At 76.7% G+C, this 12,409-nt stretch carries 12 protein-coding genes; 8 read left to right on the plus strand and 4 right to left on the minus strand.

Translation table 11 applies throughout. From position 1 onward, the window contains the following. Positions 1 to 120: 120 nt before the first annotated feature. Entirely contained in the window at positions 121 to 1,542 is a 1,422-nt protein-coding gene (locus ACH443_RS11925) for an NlpC/P60 family protein (protein WP_430590424.1), read from the minus strand. 341 nt (positions 1,543 to 1,883) lie between these two features. Between ACH443_RS11925 and ACH443_RS11930 the strand changes: the two genes are divergently transcribed. The 4 genes from ACH443_RS11930 to ACH443_RS11945 all read left to right on the plus strand — a co-directional run bounded on the left by ACH443_RS11930 (position 1,884) and on the right by ACH443_RS11945 (position 5,991). Next, entirely contained in the window at positions 1,884 to 3,305 is a 1,422-nt protein-coding gene (locus tag ACH443_RS11930) for a bifunctional o-acetylhomoserine/o-acetylserine sulfhydrylase (protein WP_430590579.1), read from the plus strand. Beyond that, on the plus strand, positions 3,302 to 4,591 hold the full coding sequence (locus tag ACH443_RS11935) for a homoserine O-acetyltransferase (RefSeq protein WP_430557482.1): 1,290 nt from the start codon (positions 3,302 to 3,304) through the stop codon (positions 4,589 to 4,591). Before ACH443_RS11930 ends, ACH443_RS11935 begins: the two co-directional genes overlap by 4 nt. 7 nt (positions 4,592 to 4,598) lie before the next feature. Next, positions 4,599 to 5,441, plus strand: a complete 843-nt coding sequence (locus tag ACH443_RS11940) for an aldo/keto reductase (protein WP_430557483.1) — start codon at positions 4,599 to 4,601, stop codon at positions 5,439 to 5,441. 121 nt (positions 5,442 to 5,562) lie between these two features. After that, positions 5,563 to 5,991, plus strand: a complete 429-nt coding sequence (locus ACH443_RS11945; RefSeq protein ID WP_429766758.1) for a VOC family protein — start codon at positions 5,563 to 5,565, stop codon at positions 5,989 to 5,991. Between the two features lie 9 nt (positions 5,992 to 6,000). On the opposite strand, the gene ACH443_RS11950 is transcribed toward ACH443_RS11945, so the two are convergent. After that, positions 6,001 to 6,942 carry a hypothetical protein gene (locus ACH443_RS11950; RefSeq protein ID WP_430590425.1) on the minus strand — a complete coding sequence of 314 codons (942 nt, stop codon included), beginning with the start codon at positions 6,940 to 6,942 and terminating at the stop codon, positions 6,001 to 6,003. Positions 6,943 to 7,032: 90 nt separating this feature from the next. Here ACH443_RS11950 and ACH443_RS11955 point away from each other — a divergent pair, with 90 nt between their 5' ends. After that, a complete protein-coding gene (locus ACH443_RS11955) occupies positions 7,033 to 7,992 on the plus strand; it encodes a zinc-binding dehydrogenase (protein ID WP_429766756.1) in 960 nt (319 codons plus the stop codon). Between the two features lie 82 nt (positions 7,993 to 8,074). On the opposite strand, the gene ACH443_RS11960 is transcribed toward ACH443_RS11955, so the two are convergent. Both ACH443_RS11960 and ACH443_RS11965 read right to left on the minus strand, forming a co-directional pair. Further along, positions 8,075 to 9,661, minus strand: a complete 1,587-nt coding sequence (locus tag ACH443_RS11960; protein ID WP_430590426.1) for a hypothetical protein — start codon at positions 9,659 to 9,661, stop codon at positions 8,075 to 8,077. 251 nt (positions 9,662 to 9,912) lie between these two features. Continuing rightward, on the minus strand, positions 9,913 to 10,230 hold the full coding sequence (locus tag ACH443_RS11965) for an MTH1187 family thiamine-binding protein (RefSeq protein ID WP_429733876.1): 318 nt from the start codon (positions 10,228 to 10,230) through the stop codon (positions 9,913 to 9,915). A gap of 61 nt (positions 10,231 to 10,291) precedes the next feature. Here ACH443_RS11965 and cofD point away from each other — a divergent pair, with 61 nt between their 5' ends. From cofD to ACH443_RS11980, 3 genes are read left to right on the plus strand one after another with little or no spacing between them, the layout of a single operon-like run. Next, positions 10,292 to 11,242, plus strand: coding sequence for a 2-phospho-L-lactate transferase (cofD, locus tag ACH443_RS11970; RefSeq protein ID WP_430590427.1), 951 nt, complete (start codon positions 10,292 to 10,294; stop codon positions 11,240 to 11,242). After that, positions 11,239 to 11,997, plus strand: coding sequence for a 2-phospho-L-lactate guanylyltransferase (cofC, locus tag ACH443_RS11975; RefSeq protein ID WP_429766752.1), 759 nt, complete (start codon positions 11,239 to 11,241; stop codon positions 11,995 to 11,997). The genes cofD and cofC overlap by 4 nt, the downstream gene beginning before the upstream one ends. A gap of 38 nt (positions 11,998 to 12,035) precedes the next feature. Continuing rightward, entirely contained in the window at positions 12,036 to 12,377 is a 342-nt protein-coding gene (locus tag ACH443_RS11980) for a cupin domain-containing protein (protein ID WP_429766749.1), read from the plus strand. Positions 12,378 to 12,409: the final 32 nt, after the last annotated feature.

Genomic DNA, 12,409 nt, shown 5'->3' on the forward strand with positions numbered 1-12,409 from the left:
CGCGCCCGGGCTCGGCGCCCCCCGCCCCGCCCGCCCGGCCCCCCCCCCCCCCGGCCGGGGGGGGGGGGGGGTCGCCCCCCCACCCCCCCCCCGGCCCCCCCCCCCCCCCGCTCACAACCCCTACGGGCGGCCGGCGTACGGCATGACCTCGTCCCAGCGGACCGGGGTCTCGCGGACGTCGATGCCGGGGCGCGGGGCCTCGACCATCATCCCGCCGCCGGCGTAGATCGCCACGTGCCGGATGGTCGACGGGTCGGACGTGTCGTTGGCGTAGTAGATCAGGTCGCCGGGGCGCATCCGGTCGTAGGAGACCTTGCCGACCGTGAGGTACTGCGACCGCGACGTGCGGGTGATCCACACGCCCGCCGCGTTCCACGCGCCCGACGTCAGGCCGGAGCAGTCGTAGCCCGGGTTGCCGTCGCCGCCCCACTGGTAGGCCGTGCCGATCTTCGAGCGCGCCCACGCCAGCGCCTCGCGGCCCTGCGCGGCGCTGCCCTGGCCGACGCCGCTGACCGGCGGGGGCTCGGGCCTCGGGTCCGGCTTCGGGTCGGGCCGCGGCGCCGGGTCCGGGGCGGGCTCGCGGGTGCGCGTCGGCTGCGGGTCGGGCTCGGCCGCCCGCCCGGCGTCGGCCCGCGCGCCGTCCGTGCCCCCGGACCGCGGGCGCTCGGGTTCCGGTCCGGCCTTCCCGGCGGCGTCCGCCCCGTCGGCGGTCCCGTCGGACGCGCCCGACGAACCGCCCGACGACGAGGCGTCCTCGGCACGGTCCCGCGCGGCGGCCTCGCGCGCGGCGACGACCTTCTCCTGGCGGTCGGCCTCGCGCTGCCGCTCGAGCTCGACGCTGGTGCTGCGCAGGTCGGCCAGCCGCGTGAACAGGCGGTCGCGCTCGTCCTCGGCCGCGGCGGTGCGGGCGGTGAGGTCGTCGGCCGCGCGCCGCGCGGTGGCGAATGCGGCCTCGGCCGCCGCGCTGGCCTCCTGCTGCGCGGCGCGGGCGGCCTGCCAGCGGGCGTCGGCGTTGCGCGCCGCGGAACGCACGTCCGCCTGCCGGGCGAGCGCGCCCGCGACCTTCCGGTCCACCGCGCGCTGCGCGGCCTCGGTCGACACGACGTCGCCGACCTCGCGCGCCCCGGTGACGACGTCGAGCGGCCCGAGACCGTTCTCGTTCGCGCGCGCCGTGGTGCGGTACGCCTCCGCGAGCGTCCCCCGGGCATCGTCCTCGGCCTGCTGGGCGCGGTCGGCCCGCTCGCGCGCCTCCGCCGTCCCGCGCTTCGCGGCGGCGAGCGCCTCGCGGGCCTCCGCGTAGTCCTCGGCGGCGGTCTGGACCGCCGCCTCGGCGCGCCCGAGCTCGGCGCGGATCGCGTCCAGCCGCGCCTGGGCGCCGGTGACGTCGAGGGCGGCGGCGTCCGCCGCGGCGTGCGCGGCCGCGACGTCGTCGTCGGACGGGGGCTCCGCCCACGCGACCCCGCCGGCGACGACGGGCGTGCAGGCGAGCAGCACGACGACGGTCCACGACGTGACCCTGGCGGCACGGCGGGTGCGAGGCATGGTCTGCTCCTCCGTGGGCTGACGCGCCGGCGGGCGCGCTCCGGGCAACCTCGCCCAGACTCACCCCGGCCGACCAGGAGCGCCACCGGAGAGTGCGCCCAGGACACGCCAGGCAAGCCGACACGCCGTCCATATCCTGGTCCCGAATGGCGAGACACGGGTGTCGCGCGCTACGCCGCCGGGCTACGGTCGTCCGCATGACCCGTCGAATGTGCCGCTGACCACCGCGCACGTTCGCCTGCCTGCGGCCGCTCGTCGACCCAGCCATCCGCTCCGCGTGCGCAGCCGACCGCCGCGGCCCGCCCCAGACGCGCAGGCCTCCTGGTTCCCGCCGCGGCCCGATCACCGCCGACCGAGCCCGAACCGCGCCCGACACCGCCCAGGAGCACGTCATGACCTCCAGCTGGACCTTCGAGACCCGCCAGATCCACGCCGGCCAGACCCCGGACCCCGTCACCGGGGCCCGCGCGCTGCCGATCTACCAGACCACCTCGTTCGAGTTCCCCAGCGCCGACGTCGCCGCCGACCGCTTCGTGCTCGCCGACCTCGGCCCCATCTACACCCGCATCGGCAACCCCACGCAGGAGGCCGTCGAGGCACGCATCGCCGACCTCGAGGGCGGCGTCGGCGCGCTGCTCGTCGCGTCCGGGCAGGCCGCCGAGACGCTCGCGATCCTCAACGTCGCGCAGGCCGGCGACCACGTCGTCGCCAGCCCCAGCCTGTACGGCGGCACCTACAACCTGCTGCGCCACACGCTGCCGAGGCTCGGCATCGAGACGACGTTCGTCGACGACCCGCACGACCCCGAGTCCTGGCGCGCGGCGGCCCGGCCGACCACCAAGGCCTTCTTCGCCGAGACCATCCCCAACCCGCGCGCGGACGTGCTGGACATCGCCGCCGTCTCGACCGTCGCCCACGAGGTGGGCGTGCCGCTCATCGTGGACAACACGATCGCCACCCCGTACCTGGTGCGCCCGATCGAGCACGGCGCGGACATCGTCGTGCACTCGGCCACGAAGTACCTCGGCGGGCACGGCGCGGCCATCGGCGGCGTCATCGTCGACGGAGGCACCTTCGACTACGCCGCGCAGCCCGAGCGCTTCCCCGGCTTCAACCAGCCGGACGAGAGCTACCACGGCCTCGTCTACGCCCGCGACCTCGGCGTGGGCTCCGCGCTCGGCGCCAACCTCGCGTTCGTGCTCAAGGCGCGCGTCCAGCTGCTGCGCGACCTCGGCCCCGCCGTCGCCCCGTTCAACGCCTTCCTGCTCGCGCAGGGCCTCGAGACCCTGTCGCTGCGCGTGGAGCGGCACGTCGCCAACGCGCAGACCGTGGCCGAGTGGCTCGAGGGGCGCGCCGACGTGCGCCTCGTGCACTACGCCGGCCTCCCCTCGTCGCCGTGGCACGAGAACGCCCGGAAGTACGCGCCGAAGGGCGCCGGCGCGGTGATCGCGTTCGAGCTCGACGTCGCCGACCCGGAGCTCGCGAACGCCGCGGGCCGCGCGTTCGTCTCGGCGCTGCAGCTGCACTCGCACGTCGCGAACATCGGCGACGTGCGGTCGCTGGTCATCCACCCGGCGTCGACCACCCACGCGCAGCTCACCCCGGAGGCGCAGGCGCAGTCCGGCGTGACGCCGGCCCTGGTGCGGCTCGCGGTCGGCCTCGAGGGGATCCAGGACATCCTCGCCGACCTCGAGCTCGGCTTCGCCGCGGCGGCGGACGTGGTCGCGGGCGGCACGACGTCGGACGACGAGGCCGCCGCGTGACCGCGGTGCCCGGCCCTTCCGCGCGGTGCGGGGGCGGCGTCGCCGCCACCGTGCCGTCGGTGGGCGGCCGCCACCAGGCCGCCCCCACCGTCCGCCCCACGCCGGTCTCGCGGGACCGCGTCAAGCCGCCGGTGCCGGCCACCGGCGCGTGGCGCGAGGGCGACCCGGCCGCCGACCGGGCGTTCGTCGACGTCGGCGCGGTCGAGCTCGAGGCGGGCGGCGTGCTGCCCGACGTGCGTGTGGCCTACGAGACGTGGGGCGAGCTGGCCCCCGACGGCACCAACGCCGTCCTCGTGCTGCACGCGCTGACCGGCGACGCGCACGTCACCGGCCCCGCCGGGCCGGGGCAGCCGACCGCCGGCTGGTGGGCCGACATGATCGGCCCCGGCGCGCCCATCGACACCGACCGGTACTTCGTCGTCGCGCCCAACGTGCTGGGCGGCTGCCAGGGCACCACGGGGCCGGCGTCCACCGCCCCCGACGGGCGGCCGTGGGGCGGGCGCTTCCCCCGCATCACCACGCGCGACCAGGTGGCCGCGGAGATCGAGCTCGCCCGGCAGCTCGGCGTCGAGCGCTGGTCGCTGGTCGTCGGGGCGTCGATGGGCGGGCTCCGCGTGCTGGAGTGGGCGCTGCTCGGCCCCGAGGCCGGGATCGCGGTGGACGGCATCGCCGCCATCGCGACGACGGCGCAGACGTCGGGCGACCAGATCGCGTGGGCGCACCCGCAGCTCGGCGCGATCCGGGCGGACCCGCGCTGGCGCGGCGGCGACTACTACGACGCCGCCGACGGCGACGGCCCGGACACCGGGCTCGCCATCGCCCGTCAGATCGCGCACACGACGTACCGGACGGCGGCCGAGCTCGACGTCCGGTTCGGGCGGCTGCCCCAGGGCGGCGAGGACCCGCTCGAGGACGGCCGGTACGCCGTGCAGTCGTACCTCGACCACCACGGGGACAAGCTCGCCCGGCGCTTCGACGCCAACTCCTACCTCGTGCTCACCGAGTCGATGCTGAGCCACGACCTGGGCCGCGACCGCGGCGGCGTCGAGTCGGCGCTGTCGCAGATCACGGCCCGCGCGCTGGTCGTGGCGGTGGACTCCGACCGGCTGTTCCCGCCGGAGCAGGCGGGCCGCATCGCCGCCTGGGTGCCGGGGGCGGAACCGCTGCGCATCGTCACGTCCGACTTCGGCCACGACGGCTTCCTCATCGAGTTCGACCAGCTCGGGCCCATCGTCGCCGACTTCCTCGCCGGCGCGAGCGTCGAGGAGGACGAGGCCGGGGCATGATCGGCGTATGACCACCACCGTCACGCTGCCCGACGGTCGCGCGGTCCCCGCGCTGGGCCAGGGCACCTGGTTCCTCGGCGAGACGCCGTCCCGCCGCGCCGACGAGCTGGCCGCGCTGCGCACCGGCCTCGATCTGGGCCTCACCCTGATCGACACGGCCGAGATGTACGGCGAGGGCGCGGCCGAGGAGCTGGTGGGCGAGGCCGTCGCCGGACGACGCGACGACGTCGTCCTGGTCAGCAAGGTGTACCCGTGGAACGCCGACGCCCGCGGCACGGTCGCGGCGTGCCGGGCCAGCCTGCGCCGCCTCGGCACCGACCGGCTCGACCTCTACCTGCTGCACTGGCGCGGCGGGGTGCCGCTGGCGGAGACGGCGGCCGCCCTCGACGCGCTGGTGCAGGCGGGCGACGTGCTCGGCTGGGGCGTCAGCAACCTCGACGTCGACGACCTGCGCGAGCTCGACGGCGTCGCCGGCGGGCTGGGCAGCGCGTGCCAGACCGACCAGGTGCTCTACAACCTGTCCCGGCGTGGGCCGGAGCACGACCTGCTCCCCATCCTCCGGGAGCGCGGCCTCGCGGCCATGGCCTACTCGCCGGTGGAGCAGGGGCGCATCCTCGGCGACCCCGCGCTGCGGAAGGTCGCCCGGCGGCACGGCGCCACCCCGGCGCAGGTCGCGCTCGCGTGGGTGCTGGCGGGAGAGGGCGTCGTCGCGATCCCGCGGTCCGGGTCCGCCGCGCACGTGCGCGAGAACGCCGCGGCTCGCGACCTTCGCCTCGGGGCCGAGGACCTCGCCGAGCTCGACGCCGCCTTCCCGCCGCCCAGCGGCCCCGTGCCGCTCGACATGCTCTGAGGGGACCCGCCGCCGGCCCGCGGTGCCCGCCGCCCGCGCGTGTGTCAGGGGCCTTGCCTAGCGTGGTGACCGGCCGCCGACCCGCGCGGCCAGCCACCCCGCAGCGCTGCTGGAGGCCCCCATGGTCCGGCTCAACCCGTATCTCAGCTTCAAGAACCAGGCCCGCGAGGCCCTCGAGTTCTACCGGTCGGTGCTCGGCGGCGAGCTCGACGTCAGCACGTTCGGCGGGATGCCGGCCGACTCGGGCATGCCGATCGCGGACTCCGACAAGGACCTCGTCATGCACGGCCAGCTCGAGACGCCGTCCGGCCTCACGCTCATGGCCGCCGACACCGGCTCGATGATGCCGTACGTCGCACCCACCAGCGGCGTCACCGTCGCGCTGACCGGCGGGCCGGAGGACTACGACTACGTCGCGGGCGCGTACGCGAAGCTGGCCGAGGGCGGCAGCGACGCGATGCCGTTCGACAAGGCGCCGTGGGGCGACTTCTACGGCCAGGTGACCGACCGGTACGGCATCACCTGGATGTTCGACGTCGGCGCCCCCTGACGGCGACCGTCACGCGACGAGCAGGCTCTCCCGCCGGGCGGCGAGCGCCGCGAGCTCCGCCTCGGCTGCCGCGGACCGCTCGGCGAGGCGCTGCCGGACCCCGTGGACGGCGCGGCTCGCCGCCGCGACGCGGTCGCGCGCCTCGGCGATCCGGTTCCGCACCGACCAGTCGGTGAAGATGTTGTCGAACCAGACGTCGAGCGTGCGGGTGAGCCCGTCGACGCCGACCCCGCCGACCCCCTGCTCGCCGAGGTCGCCGAGCTCGACGGTGAGGTGCCGCAGCGCCCCGTCCGCCTCACGCAGCAGGCCCGCGGCGCGGTCCATCCTGTCGTGCTTGACCATGCTCGCGAGCATGCCGCCGTCGAAGAACGTGTCGTAGGTGGACCAGCCGTCGGCGCCGCGGAGCTCGACCTCCGCCGCGGCCAGCGCCCGCGCGGCCCGCTCGGCGGCCGCCTGGGCCTGATCGATCTCGACCTGCTGGGCACGCCACCCGCCCACCTGCTCGGCCACCGCGGCCAGCTCGGCCGCCCCGGGGCCGCCCGCGCCGTGCACCCACTCCTCCTTCGCCGCGAGCGCGGTGCGCCACCGGGCCCGCACGTCGCCGAGCGCCGCCAGACCGGCGTCGACGGCGCGCACCTCGCGCTCCGCGGCGTCCCGCCGCGCCTCCGCCGTCGCGGCGACGTACTCCGCGGCCTGCTGCTCGGCGCGCTCGGCGTCGAGGCGCTGCGCGCGGTCGCCGCGCAGCCCCGCCCACACGCGCGCGAGGCTCAGGGACTCCAGCCGCGCGACGTCGGCCGCCTCGTCGGCGAGCGAGGCCCGCGCGTCCGCCAGAGCCTCCTCCGCCGCGGCGAGCTCCCGGCCCGCGACCTGACGCCGCACCGACTGCTGCGCGTGCTCGACGACGGCCGCGCGCGCCGCGGCCAACTCTTCCTCGACCCCACCGGTAGGCATGGCGGACAACCTAGGGCATCTCCGGCCCCGACCTCCAGGTCCGTCCGCGCGGGCCGACCACCAGGAGGGCGGGACAGTAGGTTGGGACGCATGCTCGCCGCCACCGTCGCCCGGTTCTCGCCCGACTCCCCCCTCGACGGCCTCGAGGTGGGTGAACGCCCCGAGCCCGAGCCGCGGGAGAACTGGACCACCGTGCGGGTGCGCGCCGCGACGCTCAACCACCACGACCTGTGGTCGCTGCGCGGCGTGGGCCTGCGGCCCGAGCAGCTCCCGATGATCCTCGGCACCGACGCCGCGGGCACGGCCGCGGACGGCACGCCGGTGCTCCTGCACGGCGTGATCGGGGCCGACGGGCACGGCGTCGGGCCCACCGAGCGACGCACCCTGCTGTCGGAGCACTACCCCGGCACGCTGGCGGAGTACGTCGCGGTGCCGACCCACAACCTGGTGCCCCTCCCCGACGACCTGTCGTCGGAGGAGGCCGCGTGCCTCCCGACCGCCTGGCTCACCGCCTACCGGATGCTGTTCGGCGCCGCCGGCCTCGCCCCCGGCGACCGGGTGCTGGTGCAGGGCGCGGGCGGCGGCGTCGCCTCCGCGGCGATCGTGCTCGGCGCCGCGGCCGGCCTGGAGGTGACGGTGACCTCGCGCTCCGCGGAGCGCCGGGAGCGCGCGCTGGAGCTGGGCGCGGCGCACGCCGTCGAGACGGGCGCCCGCGTGCCGGCCCGTGTGGACGCGGTGATCGAGTCCGTCGGTCAGGCCACCTGGGCGCACTCGGTGCGCTCCGTGCGGCCGGGCGGCACGATCGTCGTCTGCGGCGCGACGTCGGGCGACGCCCCGCCCGCCGAGCTGACCCGCGTCTTCTTCAACGAGATCCGGGTGCAGGGCGTGACGATGGGTTCGCGCGACGACCTGGCCGCGCTGACCCGGTTCGTCGCCCGCACCGGCGTGCGGCCCGTCATCGACTCGGTGGTGCCGCTCGCGCGGGTCGGCGAGGGGCTGGCGCGTCTCGCGGCCGGCGAGCAGACCGGCAAGATCGTCGTCCTGCCCTGACCCCGCCCTGTTGTGAGCGTGATCTTGGCCCTGTTTCGCAACCGGAACAGGGCCAACGTCACGCTCACAACAGCCCCCAGGCTCAGGCGAAGCGGTGCCGGAAGGCGTCCATCAGGGTCGGGCCCTCGGCGCCGAGGCGCCAGACGCTCCACCCGTCGGCGGTGGGCGAGCCCGAGGCGGCGGACGCCGCGTGGTCCGGGTGCCAGTAGCGGGAGCCGTCGGCGAGCTGGATGGCGCCGTCCTGGTGCAGCACGGCCTCGAAGTACTGGCGGCGACGCGGGCGCGACCACACGATCGTCGTCGGGTGCACCAGCGTGCCGGCCAGGGCGACGAGGTCCGGGTCCACCTCGTCGTCGCCCGCGGCGGGCGGCGCCCACGACCCGGACGCCGCGAGCGGCTCCGGCGGCGGCGGGACGGGCGACGTGAGCGGGTCGTAGCCGTGGTCGTGCGGCGCGGGCGTCCAGCCGAGCTCCAACGGGTCCGACGGCGGCGTGCGCAGACGCGGCGGCTCGAGCGGCGGCACCTGCAGGCGGGGGAGGTCGTCCTCGACGCCGGACCAGCGCGGCTCCGGCACCGGCAGGTCGAACGCGGGGGCGGCGACCTCCGCGAACGCCTGACCGAAGTCCTGCCGACCGAAGTCCTGCCGACCGAAGTCCTGCCGACCGAGGTCCGGCGACGGCACGTCGAGCTCCGGTCGCGACGTGAAGCGGTCCGAGCGCGAGCGGCGGCGCGGGGCTCCGTCAGGGAGCGGCGGCCGCTCGCGGGTGATGTCGCGGTCGTCGTCGAGACCCGTTGCGCGGCTCGGGGCGGGCGCCGGGATCGGCGACGAGGACGGCGGAGGCACGGGAGCGTGCGGGGCCGGCACGGGCGGCAGGGGCTCGGCGGCCGGGACGGGTAGCGGGCCTCCGGGGAGCGCGGCATCCGACGGGCCGGCCTCGGCCGACCGCGGGCGCGCGGCCCGGCGGCGGGTCCGCGACGGCGGGGCCGCCGACTCCGCCCTGTCGCGAGGCGCCTGCACCGTGGCGGGCATCTTCCCGCCCAGCGCGAGCCCGACGGCCACGCCCTCGGCGAAGGTCTCGGGGTCGACGCGGTCGGGCGCGTCGGACGCCCGCGCGGCGGCGTCGTCGGACGCGGCGACGGTGTCCGTCGGCGCCGCCGGCGCGGCGGGCGCGGACAGGCTCGGGGCCGACGGCGCGGACGCGGGGTGGATCACCAGCGGCGAGACGTCCACGAAGCGGCGCCCGTCCGCGCTGTGCACCACGCCCATCTTCAGCACCTCGACGGGCATGGTGGGCTGACGCAGGAAGTCGACGGCGTTGAGGATCTCCTCGCTCGCCTCCTGGCAGATGACGATGAGCCGCGCGCTGCTGCGGCCCGGCTGCGACCGGGTGATGGGCACGCTGTCGTAGAACGCCGCGACGTCGCGGTGGAACGCCGACGGCCCGCCGTGGTACCGCTCGGCGAGGGCGCCGCGCGTCAGTCGGCCGGCGGCTCCGGCGTGGTCCAGCGCGCGGGTGAGGGCGGCGCGGTCGAGGTCGGCGACGAGCTCGACGACGACGGGCGAGCCGGTCGCGTCGAGGGCGAGCAGGTGCGGCTCGTCCGGGCCGACGCCGGGACTCACCGGGAAGATCTGCTCGCCGAGCAGGCCGTCGATATGGCTGTCCACCACCCGGTGGGCGGTGGTCCCGACCCCCTGCGCGCTTGCTGCGGGCGACCGGTCGGACTGGACGAGGAGGGGCCTCTGGGCATCGACCTCGAACAGGGGCATTGCACACCACTCCTGGATCGGACCCGACCCCGGCGGCCGGATCCCGGGGCAAGCCTAAGGCCCTTGCGGCGTGGCGTGTACCACAGCGGGCTCCCAGGCGCGCGTCGGCGCAACAGGCCGCCCGCGGAGAGGTCCGGCGACGTGCCGCGGGGCTACGCGTGCCCGGTGCCGCCGTCGTCGGCGAGCCTCTCCTCGACGCGCGCGACCTTCGCGTCAAGCTGCCCGGTGTACCCGGGCCGGATGTCCGCCTTGAGCACCAGCGACACCCGGTGCCCGCCCGCGCCCACCGCCTCCGTGGCGCGCTGGATCACCGGCATCACCTCGTCCCAGTCCCCCTCGATCTCGGTGAACATCGCGGTGGTGCGGGTGGGGAGCCCGGACTCGCGGACGATGCGGACGGCGGCGGCGACGGAGTCCGCGACGGACTCGCCCGCGCCGAGCGGGGCGACGGAGAAAGCGAAGACGGCCATGCCCCCATCCTGCACGTCCACCTCCGCCCGCGTCGGTCCACGAGGACCGTAGGCTCGTCGGGTGAGCACACGCGTCACCCTTCTCGCCGGCGGGGTCGGCGGCGCCCGCCTGGCGCACGGCCTCGCCCTCGCCCTGCCCGACGACGGCGCCCGGGCGCCCGACGGCGGCCTCACCGTCGTCGTGAACGTCGGCGACGACACCGAGCGGCACGGCCTGCTCGTCTCCCCCGACCTCGACACGGTCATGTACACGCTCGCCGGCCTGAACGACGAGACCCGCGGCTGGGGACTGACCGACGAGACGTACACGACGCTCGACCAGCTCGCCCGGCTCGGCGAGGACACGTGGTTCACGCTGGGCGACCGGGACCTCGCCACGCACGTGGTGCGCACGGCCGCGCTGCGCGAGGGGCAGCCGCTGCACGCCGTCACGGCACGGCTCGCGGCGTCGCTGGGCGTGCACGCCCGCCTGCTGCCGGTGACCGACGACCGGCTGCGCACGCTCGTCGACACGCCGTCCGGCCGGGTCGCGTTCCAGGAGTACTTCGTGCGGCGGCAGCACGCCGACGCGGTGCTGGGGATCGAGCTCGACGGCGTCGCCGCAGCCAGGCCCGCGCCCGGGGTGCTCGACGCGATCGCGCGCGCCGACCTGCTCGTGGTCGCGCCGTCCAACCCGTTCCTGTCGGTGGAGCCGGTGCTGGCCGTGCCCGGGGTGCGCGACGCCGTCCTGGCCTCGCCCGCACGGCGCGTGGCCGTGAGCCCGATCGTCGGCGGGCAGGCGATCAAGGGCCCGGCGGCGCAGATCCTCGAGACGCTGGGGCACGAGGTGTCCGCGCTGGGGGTGGCCCGGCTGTACGCGGACCTGGTCGACGTCATGGTCGTGGACGACGCCGACGCCGACCTGGCCGGCCCGATCCGCGAGCTGGGGGTCGAGGTGCTCGTCACCGACACGATCATGGGCGGGGCCGCCGGCCGCGAGCGCCTCGCCCACGACCTGCTCGCCCTCGGATGAGCGCACCGGACGGTCCCGCCCCCGTCCGCACGATTGCGCTGGTGCCGCTGCGCGACGGCGTCTCGGGCAAGTCGCGGCTGGCGTCCTCGCTCGACCCGGCCGCGCGACGCCGGCTCGTCGCGGCGCTGGCCCGGCACGTCGTCGCCGTCCTGCTGGCGGCGGACGGCGTCGACCGCGTGCTCGTCGTCACCGCCGACGTGCCGTTCGTCGACCAGACCCTCGCCCCGCTCCGTCACGGCGGCACGTCGATCTCGACGCGGCAGCTCGAGCTGCCGCGCCGAGCGGAGACTGCCGCGCCGAGCATCGAGGTGGTGCCGCAACCGCCGGGGCGGCCGGGGCTGAACGCGGCGCTCGACGTCGGGCGAGAGGCGGCGCTCGAGCGCGGCGCGGACCGGCTGCTCGTCGCGCACGCCGACCTGCCGCTGCTCACGACCGACGACGTCGCGGCCCTGCTCGCCGCGGGCGCGCCGGCTCCGGACGACGCACGGCGTCGTGCCGCCGCCGTCGTCGCCACCGACCGGCACCTGGCGGGGACCAACCTGCTGGTGCTGCCCGCGGCGCCACCGTTCCGGTTCCGCTTCGGCGAGGCGTCGCGGGCGGCGCACGTCGCCGAGGCCGAGCGCGCGGGACTACGGCCGGTGGTCGTGCGCCGCCCGGGCACCGCCGTCGACCTCGACACGATCGACGACTGGGGCGAGCTGCCCCGCGCCGTCCGTGACCGGCTGCGGCACGGGCTCGACCTGCCGCTCCCCTGACACCGCTCAGTCCTGCCGGGGACGGCAGTCGACCCGGCATGAGCACCGAGTCGAGCATCGAGCTGATCGAGCAGGCCACGCTGCCGGGCGCGGACTTCGAGGGTTACCTGCACGGGTCCACCGTGTCGGTGATGTTCGAGCGGTTCGACCGGGACGGCGTCGGCCCTCGCCTGCACCGCCACCCCTACACGGAGACGTTCGTCCTCCGCTCGGGGCGGGCGCTGTTCCGGGTGGGCGACGACGAGGTGGTCGCCGTGGGCGGCCAGATCCTCGTCGCCCCCGCCGGGACGCCGCACAAGTTCACGGTGATCGGCCCCGAGGTGTACGAGGCCCTGCACGTGCACGCCAACGACCGGTTCGTCACCGAGTGGTTGGAGTGACCGCGCAGGGCCCCCGCCGGTCACCCCTGACG

Origin of the sequence: Isoptericola sp. NPDC019571 (assembly GCF_044389385.1) — a bacterium.
GTDB lineage: Bacteria > Actinomycetota > Actinomycetes > Actinomycetales > Cellulomonadaceae > Isoptericola > Isoptericola nanjingensis.

Bases quoted from the DNA above. Each gene is read 5' to 3' on its own strand.
- ACH443_RS11925 (WP_430590424.1), bottom strand. From the start codon at position 1,542: ATGCCTCGCACCCGCCGTGCCGCCAGGGTCACGTCGTGGACCGTCGTC.
- ACH443_RS11940 (WP_430557483.1), top strand. From the start codon at position 4,599: ATGACCACCACCGTCACGCTGCCCGACGGTCGCGCGGTCCCCGCGCTG.
- ACH443_RS11945 (WP_429766758.1), top strand. From the start codon at position 5,563: ATGGTCCGGCTCAACCCGTATCTCAGCTTCAAGAACCAGGCCCGCGAG.
- ACH443_RS11950 (WP_430590425.1), bottom strand. From the start codon at position 6,942: ATGCCTACCGGTGGGGTCGAGGAAGAGTTGGCCGCGGCGCGCGCGGCC.
- ACH443_RS11955 (WP_429766756.1), top strand. From the start codon at position 7,033: ATGCTCGCCGCCACCGTCGCCCGGTTCTCGCCCGACTCCCCCCTCGAC.
- ACH443_RS11965 (WP_429733876.1), bottom strand. From the start codon at position 10,230: ATGGCCGTCTTCGCTTTCTCCGTCGCCCCGCTCGGCGCGGGCGAGTCC.
- cofC (WP_429766752.1), top strand. From the start codon at position 11,239: ATGAGCGCACCGGACGGTCCCGCCCCCGTCCGCACGATTGCGCTGGTG.
- ACH443_RS11980 (WP_429766749.1), top strand. From the start codon at position 12,036: ATGAGCACCGAGTCGAGCATCGAGCTGATCGAGCAGGCCACGCTGCCG.